Source organism: Sorangium sp. So ce131 (assembly GCF_051519095.1).
Lineage (GTDB): Bacteria > Myxococcota_A > Polyangia > Polyangiales > Polyangiaceae > Sorangium.
Genome location: NZ_CP150455.1, coordinates 2416105 through 2437267 on the forward strand (window position 1 = coordinate 2416105; position 21163 = coordinate 2437267).

Annotated in this window: 18 protein-coding genes; 12 read left to right on the top strand and 6 right to left on the bottom strand. The window is 69.6% G+C overall.

The window, feature by feature from the left end; translation table 11 throughout:
• Positions 1–15: 15 nt before the first annotated feature.
• Positions 16–2976: a UPF0182 family protein gene (locus WMF43_RS09030; protein WP_437679071.1), complete on the bottom strand. Its 2961-nt coding sequence runs from the start codon at positions 2974–2976 to the stop codon at positions 16–18.
• A gap of 222 nt (positions 2977–3198) precedes the next feature.
• Here WMF43_RS09030 and WMF43_RS09035 point away from each other — a divergent pair, with 222 nt between their 5' ends.
• Genes WMF43_RS09035 through mnhG form a run of 7 tightly spaced genes read left to right on the top strand, consistent with a single transcriptional unit; the run spans position 3199 to position 9127 of the window.
• On the top strand, positions 3199–5487 hold the full coding sequence (locus tag WMF43_RS09035; RefSeq protein WP_437679072.1) for a putative monovalent cation/H+ antiporter subunit A: 2289 nt from the start codon (positions 3199–3201) through the stop codon (positions 5485–5487).
• 3 nt (positions 5488–5490) lie between these two features.
• Positions 5491–5910, top strand: coding sequence for an MnhB domain-containing protein (locus WMF43_RS09040; protein ID WP_437679073.1), 420 nt, complete (start codon positions 5491–5493; stop codon positions 5908–5910).
• Positions 5907–6254: a Na+/H+ antiporter subunit C gene (locus WMF43_RS09045; protein ID WP_437679074.1), complete on the top strand. Its 348-nt coding sequence runs from the start codon at positions 5907–5909 to the stop codon at positions 6252–6254. The genes WMF43_RS09040 and WMF43_RS09045 overlap by 4 nt, the downstream gene beginning before the upstream one ends.
• Positions 6251–7777 carry a Na+/H+ antiporter subunit D gene (locus WMF43_RS09050; RefSeq protein ID WP_437679075.1) on the top strand — a complete coding sequence of 509 codons (1527 nt, stop codon included), beginning with the start codon at positions 6251–6253 and terminating at the stop codon, positions 7775–7777. The genes WMF43_RS09045 and WMF43_RS09050 overlap by 4 nt, the downstream gene beginning before the upstream one ends.
• Complete coding sequence (locus WMF43_RS09055; protein WP_437679076.1) at positions 7774–8247, top strand: Na+/H+ antiporter subunit E; 474 nt, start codon at positions 7774–7776, stop codon at positions 8245–8247. The genes WMF43_RS09050 and WMF43_RS09055 overlap by 4 nt, the downstream gene beginning before the upstream one ends.
• A complete protein-coding gene (locus WMF43_RS09060; RefSeq protein ID WP_437679077.1) occupies positions 8244–8510 on the top strand; it encodes a monovalent cation/H+ antiporter complex subunit F in 267 nt (88 codons plus the stop codon). Before WMF43_RS09055 ends, WMF43_RS09060 begins: the two co-directional genes overlap by 4 nt.
• Entirely contained in the window at positions 8507–9127 is a 621-nt protein-coding gene (gene mnhG, locus WMF43_RS09065) for a monovalent cation/H(+) antiporter subunit G (RefSeq protein ID WP_437679078.1), read from the top strand. Before WMF43_RS09060 ends, mnhG begins: the two co-directional genes overlap by 4 nt.
• A gap of 174 nt (positions 9128–9301) precedes the next feature.
• On the opposite strand, the gene WMF43_RS09070 is transcribed toward mnhG, so the two are convergent.
• The gene (locus WMF43_RS09070; RefSeq protein ID WP_437679079.1) at positions 9302–10183 is read right to left on the bottom strand and encodes an aldo/keto reductase family oxidoreductase; all 882 of its coding nucleotides are present in this window, start codon (positions 10181–10183) and stop codon (positions 9302–9304) included.
• Between the two features lie 95 nt (positions 10184–10278).
• Here WMF43_RS09070 and WMF43_RS09075 point away from each other — a divergent pair, with 95 nt between their 5' ends.
• The 4 genes from WMF43_RS09075 (at position 10279) to WMF43_RS09090 (ending at position 13988) form a co-directional block, all read left to right on the top strand.
• The gene (locus WMF43_RS09075; RefSeq protein ID WP_437679080.1) at positions 10279–11184 is read left to right on the top strand and encodes a LysR family transcriptional regulator; all 906 of its coding nucleotides are present in this window, start codon (positions 10279–10281) and stop codon (positions 11182–11184) included.
• Positions 11185–11459: 275 nt separating this feature from the next.
• Positions 11460–11954 (top strand): hypothetical protein, encoded by a 495-nt coding sequence (locus WMF43_RS09080; protein WP_437679081.1) that lies wholly within the window; start codon positions 11460–11462, stop codon positions 11952–11954.
• A 5-nt stretch (positions 11955–11959) separates the two neighbouring features.
• Positions 11960–12592: a hypothetical protein gene (locus WMF43_RS09085; RefSeq protein WP_437679082.1), complete on the top strand. Its 633-nt coding sequence runs from the start codon at positions 11960–11962 to the stop codon at positions 12590–12592.
• Positions 12593–12827: 235 nt separating this feature from the next.
• Entirely contained in the window at positions 12828–13988 is a 1161-nt protein-coding gene (locus tag WMF43_RS09090; protein WP_437679083.1) for a Kelch repeat-containing protein, read from the top strand.
• A gap of 76 nt (positions 13989–14064) precedes the next feature.
• Here WMF43_RS09090 and WMF43_RS09095 read toward each other — a convergent pair whose 3' ends face one another.
• The 4 genes from WMF43_RS09095 to WMF43_RS09110 form a co-directional block, all read right to left on the bottom strand.
• Entirely contained in the window at positions 14065–17124 is a 3060-nt protein-coding gene (locus WMF43_RS09095) for a hypothetical protein (protein WP_437679084.1), read from the bottom strand.
• A gap of 543 nt (positions 17125–17667) precedes the next feature.
• Complete coding sequence (locus tag WMF43_RS09100) at positions 17668–18543, bottom strand: alpha/beta fold hydrolase (protein ID WP_437679085.1); 876 nt, start codon at positions 18541–18543, stop codon at positions 17668–17670.
• A gap of 197 nt (positions 18544–18740) precedes the next feature.
• A complete protein-coding gene (locus WMF43_RS09105) occupies positions 18741–19172 on the bottom strand; it encodes a class I SAM-dependent methyltransferase (RefSeq protein WP_437679086.1) in 432 nt (143 codons plus the stop codon).
• Between the two features lie 77 nt (positions 19173–19249).
• A complete protein-coding gene (locus WMF43_RS09110) occupies positions 19250–19423 on the bottom strand; it encodes a hypothetical protein (RefSeq protein ID WP_437679087.1) in 174 nt (57 codons plus the stop codon).
• Between the two features lie 191 nt (positions 19424–19614).
• Between WMF43_RS09110 and WMF43_RS09115 the strand changes: the two genes are divergently transcribed.
• Positions 19615–21144, top strand: a complete 1530-nt coding sequence (locus WMF43_RS09115) for a non-reducing end alpha-L-arabinofuranosidase family hydrolase (RefSeq protein ID WP_437679088.1) — start codon at positions 19615–19617, stop codon at positions 21142–21144.
• Positions 21145–21163: the final 19 nt, after the last annotated feature.

The following is a 21163-nucleotide window of genomic DNA, read 5'->3' on the forward strand; positions in this document are numbered from 1 at the left end:
CCCGGCGCCGTCCCGCTACCGCCCGTCGAGCAAGGCGGACGGGCCCTCCAGCTCCGCGAGCGTCCGGCTCAGCGTCTCGAGCGCTGCGGCGGCCTCGTGGAAGCGACGCTCGCCGAGCAGGCGCAGGTAGCTCGCGAACGCGTCGTTGGCCCGCTGCGCCAGCGCGTCGGTCACGCCGCGCGCGCCGGGGGCGGCCTCCGGCACGCCGGGCAGGCCCGCCGCGGCCGGCTCCGGGGGCGGCCCGGCCTCGATGAGCCCGCGCAGCGCCCCGTCGAGCGAGCTCGCGTAGCTCATCCGGTCGCCGTGCATCACCACCACGACGCGGAGCTCCGGATACGCCGCCGTGTCCGCCTGGAGGAAGATGGGCTCGACGTAGAGGAGCGTGTCCTCGACAGGGATGACCAGCGCGTTGCCGCGGATCACCTTCTGACCGCGCTGGCTCCACAGGGAGAGCTGCGCCGACAGCACCGGATCCTGATCGATCTTCGTGTCCATCTGCTGGGTGCCGAGCACGCGCGTGTCCTTCGGGAACTTGTACGCGAGCATGCGCCCGTAGCTGTCGCCGTCGGACATGCCGGCGATCCAGCCGATGAGCACCTGCCGGTCCTTCGGCGTGAACGGCAGGATCAGGGTGAACTCGGGCCGCCCCTCGCCCGGCGGCCTCCACATCACATAATAGGGCTCCACCGGCTGCACCTCGTCGTAGTACTTCTCGGTCGCGCGCGCCCAGAGGTCCTCCTGGTTGTAGAACACCTCGGGATCCCTCATGTGGTATTTCGCGTAAACGAGGCCCTGCGCGAGGAGGAAATCCTCCGGATAACGCACGTGCGCTCGGAGCTCCGCCGGCATCTGCTCGCGCGGCAGGAGCAGGCCGGGGAAGATGCGGCTGTAGACCTGGACGATCGGATCCTCCGGCTCGAAGACGTAGAGCCGCACCGAGCCGTCGTAGGCGTCGACCACCGCCTTGACCGAGTTGCGCACGTAGTTCGCGCGGCGGAGGTGGTGCGTGAACCCCGCCCGCCCGTCCGCGTCGCCCGGCGCGCGCGCCCCGCTCATCCCGGCGCCCTCGGCGGAGAAGAAGCTCTCGCTGTAGGGGTAGTAGCTCGACGTGGTGTACGCATCGAGGATCCAGCGGAGCCGCCCGCCGGCGACGACGAGGTACGGGTCGCGGTCGAGGGCCAGGAACGGGGCGATCGCCCCCACGCGCGCGCGGACCTCGCGGCGGAACATCACCCGGCTGTCGTCCGTGGGGATGCCGGACACGAGCAGGCTCGTGCCGCCGAGCTTCCACCCGAAGAGGAGCCTGTGGAAGAAGCCGTCGAGCGCGATCCCCCCGGCGCCCGCGTAGCGCGTGTAGACGTTCTCCGAGCCGCTCGGATAGTCGAACTCCGGCTCCCTGGAGTTGACCACCACATAGCCGTGGGTGGTCTCTCCGTAATAGATCTCCGGCCGCTCGATCGCGAGCTCGGGCGAGGCGGAGACGGGCGGGATGTCCTTCACGAGCAGGTTCGGCTGCCCGTCGTGCGTGAAGTCGTGCGCCGAGGCCATCGCGACGCCGTAGCCGTGCGTGTACTTGAAGCGACGGTTGACGAAGGTCTGGTGCTCGCGCGGCAGGTTCTCGGCGTCGAGCTCGCGCGGGGCGAGCATGACCTGCCGGTAGCGGTCGCCCACGGCGTAACGATCGATGTCGATGCCAGGCATCTCGTAATAGAGGCGGATCGCCTGGAACTGATGGATCACGGCGTCGAGCGCGCGCGCGTCCCAGAGGCGCACCTCGGACAGGAGATCCCGGTTGTTCGCCAGGGTCTCGCGGGTGAGCCGGTCGGAGACGGGGAACTCGGTGACCTCGACGTCGTGGAGGCGGAACCCCGCGCGGGTGAACGCGATGTTGTGGGCGAGGTAGGGGCGCTCGAGCGCGAGCTCGTTGGGCACCACCTTGAGCCACTGGACGAGCGCCGGGAGCACGTACAGGCCGAGCGCCCACGGCGCCGCCACGAGGAGCACCGGCAGCGCGGCGAGCCTCGCCAGGGCGCGCCGGCCCGCGCGGCGCTCGCCGGCGGCGGCGGAGCGGCAGAGGGCGCGCTGCACGGGCGGGAGGAAGAGCGCGATGCCCACGAGCGCGGCGATGACGGCGACGACGCGGGTGGCGGGCAGGCGCACGTGGACGTCGGTCCAGCCCGGGCCCACGACCACGCCCGACGACGAGTACATGAGGTGATAGGCCGCGAGCCACCGCCCCCAGGCGACGACGAGCGCGAGCGCCCCGAGGGAGAAGAAGAACGCGCGGTGCCGCGCGGCGTTGGCAGGCGCGGCGTCCGCGGCGGGAGCCGCGATGTCCGGCGCTGCGACGCGCTCCGCGGGGAGGTCCGCAGGGGGCGCCGCGACGTGCTCCGCAGGAGGCGCCGCGACGTGCTCCGCGGCGGGATGGCGGGCCGTCCGCCGCGCCGACGTGAGGTCCGCGTCGACCGCCGCCCCGGCGAGCGCGAAGAGCGCGAGGGCCCACAGCAGGAAGTAAACCGCATCATAGAACGGCAGCGAGAACAGGTAGAACGAGGTCCTCCGGCCGAGGATGGGGTCGCGCAGCTCCGTGGGCACCTGCGCGAGGAAGCGAAGGATCACCTGCCAGCCGAAGAAGCCCCAGAGGGCGCCGAGCGCCGCGCCGAGCAGCGTCGGGACGCGGCGCGCGCCGAGCGACCGCGCAGGGAGGGTCAGCAGGAAGACGAGGAGCCCGCCGAGCGAAGCGGCCACGAGCGCCGAGATCAACCGGGCCAGCGTCGCCGTCCAGAAGCGCGCGGCGTAACCGAGCTCGGCGAACCAGAGGTACTCGCCCCAGAAGCTCAGGAACCCGAAGAACGCGAGCGTGCCTACCCCGAGCAGCGCTCCCGCGGCGACGGGCAGGCGCCTGCGCATCCACATCCCCCACGCGATCAGGGCTGCTCCGGCGCCGAGCAGCACCAGGATGAAAAGAATGTACATTCGATGCCTCCGTTGGCGGGGCCCCACGCGGGGCGCGACGTGTGCGCCCTCAGGGCGCAAGGACCGCGCCCGGTCCAGCGCTGCGAACGCGTGTCAGCGACGCACGGGCAGGCGAGCTGACAGCGCGGCGGAATGAGAGCAAACAGCGCGTCGAGCTCGCTCGGTAGGCCGTGATCTCGAAAGCGTCGGCCCCTCGCCGGCATCGAACGGGAACGTGCGGCGATGCTGTGGGCTGTCCTGAGCGTGTTCGTCGGAGCGCTGCTGGCGCCGGCCGTCTATCGCTGGCTCGGGCGCCCGGCCGGCTGGCTCTTCGCGGCGCTCCCGCTCGGCGTGCTCGTGTTCGCGGTGCAGCTCGTCCCGAGCTCCCTCGCCGAGGGGGAGGCCCATCACGCGTCGCTGCCGTGGATCCCGTCGCTCGGCGTGGAGCTCGCGGTGCGGCTGGATGGGCTCTCGCTCGTGTTCCTCGGGCTCATCTGCGGCATCGGGGCGCTGATCCTCGTGTACGCGAGCGAATACCTGCGCTCGCACCCGCGGCTCGGGCGGTTTTACGCCTACCTGCTCCTGTTCACGGGATCCATGGCGGGCCTCGTGCTCGCCGACGACATCATTCTCCTCTTCGTGTGCTGGGAGCTCACGAGCGTGAGCTCGTATCTCCTCATCGGGTGGGACCACGAGCGGCCGGAGGCGCGCAAAGCCGCCTTGACGGCGCTGCTCGTGACGGGCGGCGGCGGGCTCGCCATGCTCGCGGGCCTCGTCCTCCTCGCCGTGGTCACCGGAGAGACGCAGATTTCACGATTCTCGGGGGACGTCGTCCGCGAAAGCCCCCTCTACCTGCCGATCCTGCTCCTCGTCCTCGCGGGAGCCTTCACGAAATCGGCGCAGGTGCCCTTTCATTTCTGGCTCCCTCGGGCGATGGAGGCGCCCACGCCGGTGAGCGCCTACCTGCACTCGGCCACGATGGTGAAGGCCGGCGTCTACCTGCTCGCGCGCCTGCATCCGACGCTGGGCGCGACGCGCGAATGGTACCTCGTCGTGACGGGCTTCGGCGCCGCCACGATGGTGACGGGCGCGGCGCTCGCGGTCGCGCAGAAGGATCTCAAGCGGATCCTCGCCTACTCGACCGTGAGCGTGCTCGGCCTCCTCACGATGCTCCTCGGCGTCGGGACCCGGGCGGCCGTCTCCGCGGCGGTGGTCTATCTGGTCGCGCACTCGCTGTACAAGGGCGCGCTCTTCATGACCGCGGGGACCCTGGACCACGAGACCGGGACCCGCGACGTCACCCGTCTGCGGGGCCTCGCGCGGCGGATGCCGATCACCGCGACGGCGGCCGTGCTGGCGGCGATCTCGAGCGCGGGGGCGCCGCCCCTCCTCGGCTTCCTGTCGAAAGAGCTCTTCTACGAGGCCGTCCTCGCGCCGCCCTCGATGACGACGGTCCTCGCCGGGGCCGCGGTCCTGTCGAGCGCCCTCCTGGTCGTGGTGAGCCTGGTCGTCGCCCATCGTCCCTTCTTCGGGGGGTCCCCGGCGGCGCCCACGCTCCCCCACGAAGCGCCGCTGTCCTTGTGGCTCGGGCCTGCCACGCTCGCGGCGGCGAGCCTCGTCCTCGGGGTGGCGCCGCGACTCCTCGGCGACCTCCCGGGCGCGGCGGCGACCGCCATCCTCGGCCGCCCCACGCCGCTCGAGCTGCACCTGTGGCACGGCCTGACCCCCGTGCTCGGGCTCAGCGTCGCAACCCTCCTCGCCGGCCTCGGGCTCTTCCGCGTCCTCTCCGGCCGGGAAGGGCCCCTGCGCGACGCCGCCACGCGCCTCGGGGCGTGGGGCCCTGCGCGCGTGTACGACGCCGCCCTCGCGGGGCTCCTCCGGTCCGCGGAGTGGCTGACCGGGCGGCTTCAGACGGGGCACTTGCGCCATTACCTGCTCGTCACGGCCCTGACGACGGTCGTGCTCGTCGGGACACCGCTGCTCCGGAGCCTCCCTTTCACGATCCCGTCGCTCAGCGTGGAGCCCCCGGAGCTCGTGCTCGCGGGCGTGATCCTCGCGTCCGCGGCCATGGCGACGCGCACCCAATCGCGCCTCGCCGTCGTCGCCGCGCTCGGCGCGATCGGCATCTGCGTCATGCTCGTCTACGTGATCTTCAGCGCGCTCGATCTCGCGCTGACGCAGATCATGGTCGAGGTGCTGACGGTCGTCATCTTCGTCCTCGTCCTGCACCACCTGCCGCGCTTCGTGCGCCGATCCCCCGCGCGCGTGTGGATCCCGGACGCGATCGTCTCCGTGATCTTCGGGGGCACGGTGACCCTGTTGATCCTCATGTCGTCGACGCTCTCCCCGGCGCCGATCCTGAGCGAGTTCTTCGTGGAGAAGGTGCACACCGAGGCCCACGGGCGGAACATCGTCAACGTGATCCTCGTGGATTTCCGGGCGATGGACACGCTGGGGGAGTCCACGGTCCTCTGCGCGGCCGGGATCGGGGTGGTTGCGCTGCTCGCGGCCCGTGCGCGGAAGGGAGCCTGAGCCATGCCCTCCGTGATCCTGCGCGCCGCCACGCCGGTCTTGATGGTGCTCCTGATCATCGTCTCGATTTACGCGCTCCTCCGCGGTCACCTCGAGCCCGGGGGCGGGTTCGTCGGCGGGCTCATCATCGCATCGGCGTTCTCGCTCCACATTCTCGCGTACGACGTCCCCTCGACGCGGGTGCTGCTCCGCGTCGCGCCCCAGACGCTCATGGGGCTCGGCCTCTCGACGATCCTGCTCTCGGGCGTCATCGGGCTCGTGGCCGGCGGATCCTTCCTGCAAGGCGTGTGGGCGACCGTCCCCGCGCCGGGGCTCGGCGACGTCGCGGTGGGGACGCCGGTGCTGTTCGACGTCGGCGTGTATGCCGTCGTGATGGGCATGGTGCTCATGATCCTCCTCATGGCCGCGGAGATGGATTCATGACCGTCCTCCTCGCGATCGTCGTCGGCGGGCTCTATGCGTCGGGGCTGTTCCTCATGCTCCGGCGCAGCATCGTGAAGCTCGCCTTCGGCCTCGTGCTGCTCGGGCACGGGACGAACCTCCTCATCCTCACGGCGGGCGGCGTCGTCCGCGGCCGTCCCCCGCTGATCCCCAAGGGGGGAGGGGACTTCCGCGCCCCGCCGGCCGATCCCGTGGCCCAGGCGCTGATCCTGACGGCGATCGTCATCAGCTTCGCGGTCGTCGCGTTCGCCGTCGTCCTCCTCCACCGCGTTCATCGGACGATGGGCAGCGACGATATCGACTCTCTCGAATCGACCCGCCCATGAAGGTGCTCCTCGTCCTGCCCGTCCTCGTCCCCCTGACCACGGCGGCCCTCTCGCTCCTTTTCTTCCGCCGCGCGGACAGGCATCGCGCGCTCGGCCTCGTCGGGAGCGTCGTTCAGCTCGTGGTCGGCGCCGCCTTGCTCCGCGCCGTGCGCCAGGGGGGCATTCAATCGACCCAGCTCGGAGGCTGGCCCGCGCCGTACGGCATCACCTTCGTGGTCGACCTCTTCTCGGCGCTGATGGTCCTGCTCTCGGGCGTCATCGCGGTCGTCACGTCGATCTACTCCCTGTCGGACATCGACCGGGAACGGCGGGCGCACGGGTTCTACCCGCTCATGCACGTGCTCCTCATGGGGACGAACGGGGCCTTCGTCACCGGCGATCTCTTCAATCTGTACGTCTGGTTCGAGGTGACGCTGATCGCGTCCTTCGTGCTCCTCGTGCTCGGCAACGAGCGGCCGCAGATGCAGGGCGCAATCAAGTACGTCGCGATGAACCTGATCGCGAGCGCCCTCTTCCTCACCGGCCTCGGCATCCTTTACGGATCCGTGCACGCCCTCAACATGGCCGACCTCTCGCTCAAGCTGCCGAGCCTCGCGCCGCCGATCCGGATCACGCTCGCGATGATCTTCCTCGTCGCGTTCGGCATCAAGGCCGCTGTCTTCCCCCTCTTTTTCTGGCTGCCGGACTCGTATCACACGCCCCCCGTGACGGTCACCGCGCTGTTCGCGGGGCTCTTGACGAAGGTGGGCGTCTACGCCCTCGTGCGCATCTTCACCCTCGTCTTCGCGGGCGACGAGGACGCCACCCACGCGCTCCTCCTCGGGATCGCGGCCTTCACCATGGCCGTCGGCGTGCTCGGCGCGGTGTCCCGCCGCGAGGTCCGGCGGATCCTCGCGTTTCACAGCGTGAGCCAGGTCGGCTACATGGTCATGGGCCTCGGGCTGTTCACGTCGTCGTCCCTCGCGGGCGCGATCTTCTTCGTCCTGCACCACGCCATCATCAAGTCGAACCTCTTCCTCATCAGCGGGATCATGCAATCGGACGGGAGAGACGGGAGAGACGTCGGCCTCGACCTTCAGGGCGGGCTGCTCGCGCGGAGCCCCGGGCTCTCCGCCTGCTTCCTCGTCACGGCCCTCTCCCTCGCCGGCATGCCGCCCTTGTCGGGGTTCTGGGCCAAGCTCATGCTGGTGCGGTCGGGGCTCGAGGTCGGCTCGCGAGGGGCCGCGGCCGTCGTCGCCACGAGCCTCGCCGTCGGCCTCGTCACCCTCATTTCGATGACGAAGATATGGAACGAGGCCTTCTGGAAGCCCGCGCCCGCGCCCGTCGACGCCGACCTCGCCGCGCGCGAGGGCGAGACGCGGCCTCGCGCGCTCCTGTATGTGCCGGTCGTCCTTTTGACCGCGCTGGGCTTCACGCTCGGGCTGGCGCCCGAGCCGCTCCTCGACGTCGTCCGGCGGGCCGCCGCGCAGCTCGCCGAGCCGACCGACTACGTGCGCGCCGTGCTGGGGGAGGGGCGCCCATGAGGGCCTTCGTCCTCAATCTGTTCCTGGCGATCGTCTGGGTGAGCCTGACCGGCCGTGTCACCGCAGGGGGCCTCGTCTTCGGCTTCCTCCTCGGGTACCTCCTGCTCCTCGGGCTCCGGCGCCTGCTCGGCCCCACGACCTATTTCGAGAAGCTGCCGGGCATGCTGTCGTTCATGCTCTTTTATGCGAAAGAAATGGTGCGGGCGAACCTCAGGGTCGCCCGCGACGTCATGTCGATCAGGCGAAGGAGCCGCCCCGGCATCGTCGCGGTCCCCCTGGATCTGACGACCGATCTCGAGATCACGGTGCTGACCGTCCTCCTCGCCCTGACGCCCGGCACCTTTGGCCTCGACGTCTCGAGCGACCGCACGGTCCTGTTCGTCCATGCGATGTTCGTGGACAGCGCCGACGCGCTGCGCGCGACCATCAAGAACGACCTCGAGCGCCGCGTGAAGGAGCTCTTCCGATGACCCCGCTCTTGCTCGTCGCGATCGCCGTGGTCACGGCGGCGTTCCTCGTCGCGTTCATCCGCCTCTTGCTCGGGCCGAGCCTCCCCGACCGCGTGGTCGCCATGGACCTCATGGCGACGGTCGGCAGCGGGGGCATCGCCCTCTACGCGATGGTGACCGACCACGGCGTCCTCCTCGATGCGGTGATGGTGCTGTCGCTCATCTTCTTCCTCGGCACCATCGCGTTCGCGTATTACCTCGAGCGACAGGGGGAGACGCCGTGATCCTCGAGCTCGTCGAGGGCGCGCTCCTCGTCATCGGATGCATCTTCATGCTGATCGCGGCCGTGGGGATCCTGCGCATGCCGGACCTGTACACGCGCCTCCAGGTGACGTCGAAGGCCTCGGTGTTCGGGATGACGTGCATCATCTCGGCTTCCGCCCTTCATTTCAAAGACCCGGCCGTCACCACCCGGGCCATCGTCATCATCGCGTTCGTGGTGCTGACGATGCCCGTGGCGACGCACTTGCTCGCTCGCGCCGGTTACACGACGAGCACGCCCCTCTCGCCCGAGACCGTGGTGAACGAGCTCGCGGGGCATTACGATCCGACGACCCACACCCTCGCCGGCGCAGCGCCGAGGACCCGCATGTTCGAGCTTAAACCCGGGGCCGCGGTCGTCGGCAAACATATCGCCGAGCTCGGCCTGCCTGCCGGGGTGCTCATTCGCGCCATTCACCGGGAGGGCGGGACCGTCGTGCCCAGGGGCCAGACGATCCTCGTGGTCGGCGATCGGCTCGACGTGCTCGCGGAGCCGGCGGAGCTCGGCCGCGTGCGTGAAATCTTCCAGGCGGAGGCCGCGACGACAGCGACGGATGAGCCGGACGGCAAGCCGTCATAAGCAACGTTGCCCAGCACATGGGGGCGCGCGGGGGGAGACGCGCGGCTCGGAGCCAGCCCGGATGGCGTACGCCGCAGCCCCGAGCTCACGGGCGGCTCCATGCGCCACGGCCACCGCCCGACCCGCCGAGAGGGCGGCGAACCGGGCGGCGGGGGGCGCGTCGCCCGGCGGGCTTCAGGCCGGGGCCGCGCTCGCGCCCACGCCGTCCAGGGCCGCCATCGCCTCGTCCGGCAGCGCGAGCTCGGCGGCGGCGAGGTTCTCGCGCAGGTGAGCCACCGACGAGGTGCCGGGGATCAGCAGGATGTTGGGCGCGCGCCGCAGCAGCCACGCGAGGGCGACCTGCATGGGCGTGGCGCCCAGGCCGCGGGCCACGTCGGAGAGGATGGACGACTGCAGCGGCGAGAAGCCGCCGAGCGGGAAGAAGGGGACGTAGGCGATGCCCTCCTTGGCGAGGTCGTCGATCAGGGCGTCGTCGGCCCGGTGCGCCAGGTTGTACTGGTTCTGCACGCAGACGATGTCGCAGATCCGCCGCCCCTCCGCGACCTGGGCGGGCGTGACGTTGCTGAGCCCGATGTGGCGCACGAGCCCCTGGCGCTGAAGCTCGGCCAGGGCGCTGAGCGGCGCCTCGATCGAGCCCTCGGCGGGGCCGTGCACGCTGAACATGACGCGCAGGTTCACGACCTCCAGCGCCTCGAGCCCGAGGTTGCGCAGGTTGTCGTGCACCGCGCTGGTCAGCGCTTCGGGCGAGGAGGCCGGGAGCCAGGCGCCCGCCTCGTCGCGGCGGGCGCCGATCTTGGTGACGATGACCAGATCGTCCGGATAAGGCGCCAGGGCCTCGCGGATGAGCTGGTTGGTGACGTGCGGGCCGTAGAAGTCGCTGGTGTCGATGTGGTCGACCCCCGCGGCGACCGCCTCGCGCAGCACCGCGAGCGCGCCGTCGCGGTCCTTCGGGGGGCCGAACACGCCGGGCCCGGCGAGCTGCATCGCGCCGTAACCGAGGCGCTTCACGTGGCGGCGGCCGAGCTTCGCGGTCCCGGCGGTGTCGATCTTGGACATGTCCTGGTCTCCTTGGTTGGCCCGGCCAAGGTAGGCCCTGGCGAGCTGCGCGATAACGGCGCACAATCCGCACGGGCTGTGCGGAATTCCGAACAATGAACCTGGACCTCGGCGACCTCGACACCTTTGTCGCGGTCGCTCGCGCCAAGAGCTTCCGGGACGCGGCGCGGGCGACGGGCCGCAGCGCCTCGGCGGTCAGCGAGGCGGTGCGCCGCCTCGAGGCGCAGCTCGGCGTCCGGCTGCTCCACCGCACGACGCGCAGCGTCGCGCCCACGGAAGCCGGGGCGCGGCTGCTCGACCGCCTGGTGCCGGCGCTGGGTGAAGTGGCCGCCGCGGTGGACGTGGTGAACGGCTTCCGCGACCGGCCGGCGGGCACGCTGCGGCTGAACGTGCCGGTCAGCGCCGCCCGCCTGGTGCTGCCGGACATCCTCCCGGCGTTCCTCGCCGCCTACCCGGAGATCCAGCTGGAGGTGATCGCGGAGGACGCCTTCATCGACGTGCTGGCGGCCGGTTGCGACGCCGGCATCCGCTACGACGAGCGGCTGGAGCAGGACATGATCGCCGTCCCCATCGGCCCGCGCGTCCAGCGCTACGCGACCGCCGCGGCGCCCGCCTACCTGGATCGGCGCGGCCGCCCGGAACACCCGCGCGATCTGCTGCAGCACGCCTGCATGCGCGGCCGCTTCAGCAGCGGTCAGATGATCACCTGGGAGTTCGAGCGCGACGGCGAGGTGGTGCGGGTCGACCCGGCGGGGCCGCTGCTGGTCAGCGCGGGCGCCGCCGTCGACCTGGCGGTGGACGCGGCGGTCGCCGGCGTCGGCGTCATCCAGCTGTTCGAGGACTGGCTGCGCCCGCACCTGGACAGCGGCGCGCTGGAGCCGGTGCTCGAGCCCTGGTGGCAGAGCTTCTCGGGGCCGTTCCTCTACTATCCGGGAAGCCGGCTCGTCCCCGCGCCGCTGCGCGCCTTCATCGATTTCGTGAGGACCTCCGCGAAGCGGTGAGCGCGGCGCCCCCCGCGTCGTTGAACGCTGGCACGCGGCACGGTGGCACGGTGGCACCGTGGCGCGGTGCCTTCTCCGCAGCCGGCCTGCTGGCGCGACAAACAGCTGTGCGCCCGGATACCTGCGCCTCCTCACCAAGGCGACCCAATCTCAGAGAACCGGCTGGCACGCACGTTGCGATGCTGCGATGCGCCGAGTTCGCCTCGCCGTCAGAGCCGACGGCGGCGTAGCGTGAGCCGAGAAACGCACACAATGATGAGATCCATGAGGTTATCATGAAAGCAACCCAGATCATCAGCCTTGCCGTTATGGCCACCGGCATCACGGTGGCCGCCTCCACGCACGCAGACAACCAGTTCGTCGCCGGCATGAACTGCCGGAACCAGACAGACACCATAGGATCCTATGAGGTTAGCTCCAGCGGCTACGCTTTGAGTGGAGGCAGATTCCCAGTGGCGCTCGTCTGTCCCATCGATCGCACTGCCTTCGGCTCGGCTGGCAGCATGGCTGTGAGGGTGTTCGTTCACGACAAAAATCCAACTCCCGATGAAGATGTCTGCTGCTTCGCCGCCCACAGGAACGCGGGGGGGCCGTCGGTCGTCACGAGCGGCACCTCGTGCACGTCGTCGACCGGCGAGTACCAGTCCTTCGACATCACGATCCCCAGCTACGTGGGCACGTGGGACTACGCCTACGTCCATTGCTCGCTCCCCCCCGCATACAACACCAACAGGTCGGCGATAATCGCCTATCGCGGCGTCGAGCAATGATGGCCGTGCGAGTTACCCAGGCATGTATTGCCGCTGCCGGCACGCTGGCCGCGCTCGCGGTGGGGTGGGGTCTCCATCGCGCTCCGGGCGAGGTCGCCTCCCGCGCGATCGAGCGAGCGCAGCAGGATTCACTGGAGTCCGATTCGCTTCCCCAGAGGATCGCTGACGTCGGTACGAAAGAGCGAAGCCGGGCGCACAAGAGCCCACGACCCAAGTCCGATCAGGCATCTGCGCGAGAGCCCGGAGATGCTGGATTGCGCGCGGACCCACGGGCAAGCTCGAGCGCCAACGATCTGAGCCCAGCGGAGCAAGACGCCGAGGCTGCCGCGACGCTGGATGCTGCCGTTCGCTCCGAAGGCGTGGATCGCGATTGGTCGAGCGCGATGGAGAGTCGCATCGGCAAATTCTTCAACACGGACAAGGCGACAGGCTCATCGGCGCGCCGCGTCGACTGCAGAAGCACGCTGTGCCGGGTCGAGATCGCCCACGAGAGTATCGGTGCGCGCGAGCACTTCGTCGAACGCATGCCCTACATGATCTCTCCACGGTCCATGATCTTCGCTTACATTGAGGATGAGGACGATCGCGAGATCGTCGTCTATATCACCCGCGAAGGTCACCCGCTTCCCCTGGGTTGACAGGGGACAGCCATCCTGAGCAGCGTCGCGGTAGGGCTGCCCCGGACGGCGCGACCACCTGCTCGAGGACGCGATCACCCCCGGCGCCCGCCGGCGCATACGCGCACGACGTCCGAGGTCGCGACCTGGATCGTGATCCAGATCCCTGAAGTGCAGGCTCTCGTGGTAACGTCAAGATCCGCCGGCGACCGGCTCCAGCGAGCCCGCCGTTGCCTGGAACAAGGAGGTCGCCCGGATGACAAGCAGGCTTCAGCTTCGGATCGTTCTCATCGCTTCTTTCTCTCTCTTGCTCTCGTTCGCCGGTATCCGCCCGAGCGCGGCCCAGTCGAGCTTGCCCTACTGGACCGAGATTCCGCAGGGCGGCGACGTCCCCGACGCCGTCTGGGACGGCGCGAGCGCCTATCACGAGGGCCTCTTCTACATCTTCGGCGGGTTGAACGGCACCTACCCCGATGACGAGCCCGTGGCCACTTTCAGCGCCTTCGACGTCGACACGCTGACCTGGTACGACCTCGGCCAGTACCCGGGCGGGCCGTCCGCCAGGGCCGAGTCGATGATGTGGTGCGTCGCCGAGGAGGACGCGCTGATCGTCTCCGGCGGGAGAGGTCCTTTCCGGCGCGGGCTCGACCTCACGCACCAGGACACGTTCCGGTTCGACCCGGCGCACGGGTGGACGCAGATCTCGCAGAGCGCGGCCGAGATCGGGCGCGCCAACCGCTCCACGGAGGCGGTCGCCGTGCGAAAGAAAGGGAAGCACAAGACCGTCGCGTACGCCTTCTCGGGCTCGTCGTCGACGCTGCCGGCCTTCATCAACCGTCCGGACGGCCTCCAGCACGACCTGGTCCGCTACAAGAACGGCTGGAGGCAGGTCGCGACCGGCTCGCCCGCCCCGCGCGCTCGAGCCCATCATCCGCTCGTCTACTCCGAGGGCTGGAACGCCCTGCTCGTCTACGGCGGATACACGAACGACGCCGTGAACGGGACCGGCCTGTTCACGCCGGAGAACTACCTCGGCGACCTCTGGATGTTCGACGTCGACAGCGAGACCTGGGATCAGCTCACCTTCGACGAGGCCGGCGGACCGGGCCACCGCGACAACGCGAAGCTGATCGCCGATGAGCACAACGACCGCATCTGGCTCTTCGGGGGCAGCCAGTTCGACGGTACCACCCTGTCCGATCTCTGGTATTTCGATCTCCACACAGGGACCTGGACGCGCGTGGACACCGCGATGACGGGGCCGGCGCCGGCGCCGAGGTTCGGCCAGTTCTACTTCTCTCGCAAGACCGCCGCGGCCTACGAGCTCTACATCTTCGGGGGAGCGACCGCGGAGTTCGCGCCGGTGCTGCTCAACGACATGTGGAGATTGACGATCCCCCTCGGCTGCGGCGGCTGATCAAGAAGACGCCATCCGACACAATCGCGTGGTGGTGTAAATTTGAATTGAGGCCATCGCCGAATCTCTGAAGGACCTACTCGAGGACGCTCAGCAGCGCGCGCCCTAGCGCCTCCTTCTCCTCCGGATCGACGTCATCACGCGCCCGGATGCCGAGCACCGCGTCGACCGTCGACGTGATCGTCGCGGGCGACACGCCTTCCGAGCCGATGTACGAGAGGCCGCGGCGCAGGGTGAAGCGGCCGAGCGCGAGGCGATTCCACGCGATCTGCAGCGCCGCGGCGGGCGGCATGCGCGGATCGCGCGTGATCGAGCCGAAGGTCGAGCTCCTCGCGATGAACTTGCGATCTCCGCTGGCGCTGCCGAGCCCGAAGACGTGGACCGCATCCGCGCGCGCGATGAACGCCAGATCGGGCTCGGTGGTGCGCGCCTCGATGATCGGGCCCGCGGACCAGCGCCCGAGCGTCCCCCAGAAGCGCTCGGCCTCCATCCCGAACTCGAGCATCCCCTGGCGGAACGAGCTCGACACCCGGGCGCCGGCGACGACCTGCGACGACAGCGCGAGCGCCGAGTCGAGCATCCCGAAGTCGTGCCCCGCCGCGCCGAGGATCGCCTCGAGCGCCGCCTCCTCGCCGAGCGTGCGCGCGGCGTCGCCGAGATCCCACCGCAGGTCGACCGCGTCGCGGAAGCGGGCGGCGAGCGCGTCGTAGGCCGTGCCGTACATCGCCTCGAGCGCGAAGGCGTACTGATCGCGTGCGCGCGCCGTGGTCCCGCGCTGCGCGAGGTGCGCGTGGACGGCGTCGATCTGCTCGCGCGGCAGGCTGCGCAGGTCGCGCGCGAACGCGAGGCGGTGCGCGGCGTCGTACAGCGTCGCCTCGCCGTCGGTGACGCCGAGGACCTCCTGCGCGAGCTCGGCCGCGGGCCTCTCCCACTTCGCGCGATCGGGGTGGTCCGCGGCGATGTAGGCGCTCCTCCACGCGGGCCGCAGGGCGAAGACCGCCGCCGCGTCGGCGCCGTCCGGCAGCTCCTCTGTGTGCTGCGAGGCCGCGCGCACCGCGGCCGCGCGCTGGGCGACGACGACGTGCGGATCGAGCTCCAGGGCGGCCGGCTCGATGATGTAGGGCAGGAGCATGAAGCTGAGCGCGTCGCGCGTCGTCGCCGGGTCGGCGCGGCCCCGCCAGCACGTGCTCGCGCCGACGACGACGCGCGGGCGCACGACCGCGGCGATCGCCCTCATGCTCGGCCCGCCGCTCGGCGCGTCGATGAGCAGGAACCAGCGGGGCGCCGCGCCCGCGGGCGCGAGGATCTCCTGCCAGGCCTGCGCGCGCTCGTCGTCGCTCACGCGCGCGTCGTCGAGCAGCGAGAGGAGCCCGGCGATCTCCGCCGGCACCTGGCTCGCCCAGTACCCGTCGACCGCTCCGGCGTAGCGCGCCACCGCCTGCGCCGCCTCCGCGCCGCTCAGGTCGAGGCTCGCGGCGGCGCGGGTATACGCTCGCAGCATGTCCGCGCCGAGGCGCATGCGCTGCGCCTGCGCGAGCGCCTGGATGCGCGCGAGCACGGCGCGGGGATCCATCCCGGCCTCGAGCGCCGCCAGGGGGACGAGCCAGCCCGCGAACGACGGCGTGACGTCGCTCAGGAGCTGCGCCTTCTGCGCTGCGCTGACGTCGGTGAGCCCGATGAGCCCCGCCGCGAGCCCCGAGTTGACCTCGTCGAGCGGCCTGCCCGCGAGCTTCACGAGCGCGTCGATGCGCTCGGCGCGCGACCCGCTCGCGAGCGCGGCCCGGAGCGCCGGCCAGTCGTTGGTCTGCCTGCGCTGCCACGCGAGGGCCTGGTCGAGCTTCGCCGCGACGTCCGCGTCCGAGGCCGCGCCGTCGGCGAGGAGCGGCACGAGCGCCTTGAACAGCGCGCCGCGCGGGCGGGGATTGACGTCGCGCCAGCTCGCGACGTCGGCGGCGTGGTACAAGGACAGCAGCGCGCTCTGCCGCGCCGCCGCGGAGAGCACGGTGGAGCGCCCGATGGCCGCGATCGCGTCCTCGATCAGGTTCGTCACGTCGGCCGTCTCCGCGACCTCCGCGAGGAACCCGGAGATGTCCACGTCCGGAGGCGCGGACGCGAGCGCCTCGCCGAGGAACTGCCCCCGCGCCTCCGCCTGGCGCGCGGCGATCCCGTCGGGCAGGCTCGACCAGCTCCCGCTCTCCTCCTCGCGGACGCCGTAGTCCTCGCGGAGCGTGTCCGCGCGCATTTCGCTCAGCGCCGCGGCGGAGGCGAACCCCTGCGTGAGCTCCCGCTGCCGCGCGGGGCCGACGTCCGAGCCTCTCCAGAACAGCCGTCCCGCCGCGCGACGTACGCGGTAGCTCGGATCGGCGAGCATGGCGTCGGCCTGCGCCGCGCTCAGGGTGCCGGCGCTCCCGTACCACGCGGCGGCCGCCTCGCGGACCGAGCGCGAGGCCGACTCCCGCAGCGTCACGAGCAGCGCGTCGACGCTCGGCGGATGCTCGAGGTCCGGCGTGCGCAGCGCTCCGGTCGCGCCGCGGAAGCGCTTGGTCTGGAGGAGATCCGCGACGAACGCGACGAGCGCGCGACGTTCGTCTTCCGTCGTTCCGGGGTTGTTCGAGAGCGACGCGGCCGCCTCGAACAGGAGCGCCGGGCTCTCCGTGCTCGCGAGGATGCGGAAGACGCGCGCGAGATCGCCCGGGCGCACAGGCGCGTTTCGCAGCAGGTCGGTCTGGAGCGGTCCCTCGGTCACCGCCTCGAGCGCGAGCAGGTCGGCGACGGCGACCACGCCGAGGCGCGCGAGGTGTGCGGCTTCACCGTTCCAGTACAGCCGCTCCGACTGGCCGCGGCAGTCGCTCACCGGGTACGGCTCGACGCCGAAGCCGCCGACCTGATTGACCGCGCGATCGAGCGCGAGGCGGACAGTCGATGAGGGGTCCTGCCCGAGCTGCGCGACCACCTGCTCGAGGACGCGATCACCCGACAGAAAGGGCGCATCGCTGATCGCGCTCTCGGTCGTGTCGACGCCCTCGGTCGTGTCGACGCTCTCGGTCGTGTCGACGCTCTCGGTCGTGTCGACGCAGCCGGCTGCGAGGAGAGCCCATGTGATGCAAATCGACGAGAACAGGTGTGTCTTGCGCATGCTCACAGAGAAACTCCATGCCAAGGTTGAACGGCTTCATCGCGGCCCGCCGCCGGAGCCGGACGCTGCGGCGGGAGAGCCGGGGGATCGGCCGCCGCCGCAACATAGAAAGATCCGGCTGCTCATGTGCCCTCCGAGCACGATTTTGCTCATGGAAATGGGTTGTTATCGGACCGTGGCCGTCCAGTCGCGTTCGGGTCCACCCGCGTGCGCGGGGACGACACGAGCGGCCGAGGAGAACGCGCAGCCTCCTTCGAGTTCGGCCGAGCTGGCACGCCGAGCTGCGAGGCGCATCGCGCTCCTCGTGATCACCCCCGGCGCCCGCCGGCACGTACGCGCACGACGACGGGACGGTCTCGCGCGAAAGAGCTCGCCTCGCTAGCTCGGGCTGTCAGGAGTCTTGGCAGGGATCACGGCGGGAGAAGAGAGATTTCAACGCAAAGGCGCAAAGGCGCAAAGGCGCAAAAATACAGAGAAAATTCTGGTTTGCGCCTTTGCGTTTAAATCGCTCGGGATCCCTGGCCAGACTCGTGAGGCACGGAACTAGAACGTCGGCGGCGATGGATTCAGGTCAGAATCCAGGAACTCGGTGATCATGGGCACCAACCAGTTCATCCGTTGCATCAGGCCGATGTGCGTGGTGCCCGGGATGATGGCGAGACGAGACTTCGGCAAGCCGTGGATGTCTCCCATCTTTCCACCGCCCAGGGCCCGGAAGAGCTCCAGGGCATGCTCGTACCGTACGCCGTCGGCATCACCAAGGACGATGAACAGGGGCGCCTTGATGCCTTTCACCTCGCTGGACCAGTCGTAAGGCTTCAGGTCCACGCCGATGACCTTCTTGATGAACTCAGGGAAGCGCGCCAGGTCGTTCCCGAACTTGAGATACTGCTCCTCTATGGGAGTTCCTTTGAACATGTCCGCGGTCATCGTGGCGAAGCTGGCCTCCACATCCGGCCACCACCCGTCGTGCGCATAAGCGCCCGACAAGATGACGACCCTGCGAACCTGCTCGGGATGGCGTATCGCTGCCTGAAAGGCCACGCCTCCCCCCATGCTGTACCCCAGCACATCAGCGCTCGCGATCCTCAGGTGCTCGAGCAGCCCGGACACATCATCGGCCATGCCTTCGTAGCTGAACTCCCGAGGCACGTCTCGCGTCCGGCCATGGCCTTGCATCTCGGCCACGATCACCTGCCGGCTTCTTGCCAACGAAGGGATGACGTGAGCCCAGTTCATGGGTATGTTCATGAACGAGCCATGCAGCAGCACAAGGGGCTTACCCTTCCCATGCACCTCATAATACATCTTCAGCCCGTTCACATCCGCATAGCCGCTCTCAGCCGGCTCCGTGCTTTGGCTGGCCGTCGCATCGTTCGGCGCAGTCGAGGCGCTCTGGTTCTCGTTTGTACACGACATCCGACACACCCTTGCTTCTCAGCCAGTGGAAGACGACCTGGGGCCAGACACGGGGAACCGCGAAGAGCTCGTTGGCGGAGGCCAGGAAACCTAAACGCGAATCGGAAGTCAAGCTGCTCGCCGCGGCCGTCCCGCCGTACAGCCACGCTGTACGCGCTGGTTCCTGCGGGGGGAAGAGAAAAAACGATGCGGTGACGTCAATGGTCGAGGGAGACCTCACGAAGCGGATCGCCTCCATCGATGTAAAGGCGGCCACCCTCGACCAAGGCGCGGCGAATCCGCTGCCTGGCGATGCGCCCAGCCTCCGGGTGACGGCCGTCGAGCGCGCCGACCCGAATGGCAAATGCAATGTCGTACGGCGTTTCCCCCTTCTCCAGCTCGAAGTCCTCAATTGCCACACGGCGAAAGCTCAAGCGGCCAGAGGCCAGCTCAGCCTCTGAACCCGCCATGGCCTGCGCGATTGCCTTGGCTGAGCGGTCGATCGCCAGAACGTGCCCCTCGCCGATTTGCCTGGCAACAGCGCGCGCCGCAACACCAGGGCCGCAACCGATCTCCAGGACACGAAGCCCCGGCCTCAACGGTAGAGCTTCCACGAACGCTGCTAGTCTGGGCGATAGATCACGGGGCATTCGGTCTGCCTTCGAGTAAGTCGCGGGAGGCTTGATGAGTTGCCTGACTCTTTGTTGGCCGGCCTCGAGATCAACGCTCAGCCGGACGGCTCCGGCCTGCTGCGGAGGACCTCGCGGTCTACCGGCTCGCCATCGGGGATGAAGCAGCGGAGCTCGCCATCAAGACCATCGATGTAGAGCCGGCCGCGAATCGTGGACCCGCAGTGGCAATAGATCTTCACCCGCAGGCCCTCCACGGCCAGGAGTCTCACGGATCGGCTCTGCGCCGCAAGGCATCGTCGTCGCCCCGGCGTCGACGCGCGCCTTGACGTACCGAGTGTGAACGTTCACAATGGCGGGCTCGATCCGAGCGAGCGGCGGGCTCACCGGCGCTCCTCGTGGTTTGCTTATCCATTCCAGGAAGAAACTTGCGGTTCGGCCGAACCGGCCATGGAGAAACTTCATGAGCATCATTCGCTTGCTTGGCTGCAGCTCCGCCTCCCTCGCATGTTTTCTGCTCGCCTGCAGCTCCGGGCTTTCTGACCATGAAGACAGCGATTCGCTGGAGTCCGAGTTGAACAGCCCGGACGGCACGGTGGCGGCTGACCTCGCGCTGCGATCGCAGTGGGGAAGCGGGTACTGCGCGGACGTGACGGTCAGGAACCTGAGCCGCACCACGGCCACGGCGTCCTGGGGCATGGTCGTCGACCTCGGCGGCACGACGGTGACCAGCCTGTGGGGCGCGCGCTCCACGCCGTCGGGCGGGCGGCTGAACATCACGAGCGAGAGCTACAACGGGGTGATCGCGGCGGAGGGGACGACGTCGTGGGGGTTCTGCGCGAACGGCACCGGGAGGCCTGCGCTCGTCTCGGTCAGCGGCAGCGGAGGCTCGGGCGCCAGCTCGAGCGCCTCCTCGAGCAGCAGCTCGAGCTCGTCCGCGAGCTCCTCGTCGAGCAGCGGCGCCGGGTCGGGGGGCGGCGCGGGCGGCGGCGGCGGCGCTGGGTCGGGCGGCTCCACGAGCGCCGGCGCGGGCGGCGGCGGCGGCGCCGGCGGCAGCACGGGCTCTGGCTGCGGCGTGCCCACGAGCTTCGAATGGACGTCGTCGCCCGCGCTGATCACGCCGCCGAGCGGCTCCGTGTCGATCAAGGATCCGACCGTCCTTTTCCATGACGGCAAGTGGCACGTGTACGCGACGCACTACTCCAGCGGCTACAACATGACGTACCTGAACTTCACCGACTGGGATCAGGCCGCGGCGGCCCCGAAGACGCTCTTGAGCACGAACCCCAACCTGACCGGCTACAAGTGTGCCCCGCAGCTCTTCTATTTCGCGCCGCAGAACCTGTGGTACCTCGTCTATCAGACGCAGCCCCCTGCCTACTCGACCAGCACGAATCCAAGCGACGTCAGGTCCTGGTCGCCACGCCGGTACTTCATCGCCAGCGAGCCCGAGATCGTCACCCGGAACAAGGGGTCGGGGCCGGGGTGGATCGACTTCTGGGTGATCTGCGACGACGCGGACTGCTACCTGTTCTTCTCGGACGACAACGGGCACCTCTATCGAAGCAAGACCAGCAAGGCCAGCTTCCCGAACGGCTTCGGCACGCCGGTCATCGCCCTGAGCGACAGCAAGTACGCGCTGTTCGAGGCGGCCAACATTTACAAGATGAAGGGCACCAACAAGTACCTGCTGATCCACGAGGCCATCGGTGATGGCCGGTATTTCCGTTCCTGGACAGCGGACAGGCTCGACGGAGCCTGGACGCCGCTCGCGGCCACGCAGGCCAACCCCTTCGCGTCGAAGAACAACGTCACGGGCGCCGGCTGGTCGAACGACGGGATCAGCCACGGCGAGATGCTCCGCGACAACCCCGACGAGACCATGACGATCGACACCTGCAACATGCGGTATCTCTTCCAGGGCCGGACCAGGGCCGGGAGCTCCTACGACCTGAACCAGTACAGCCTCGGGTTGCTCACGGCGGTGCCGTGAGGGAGGCCGGCCGGCGACC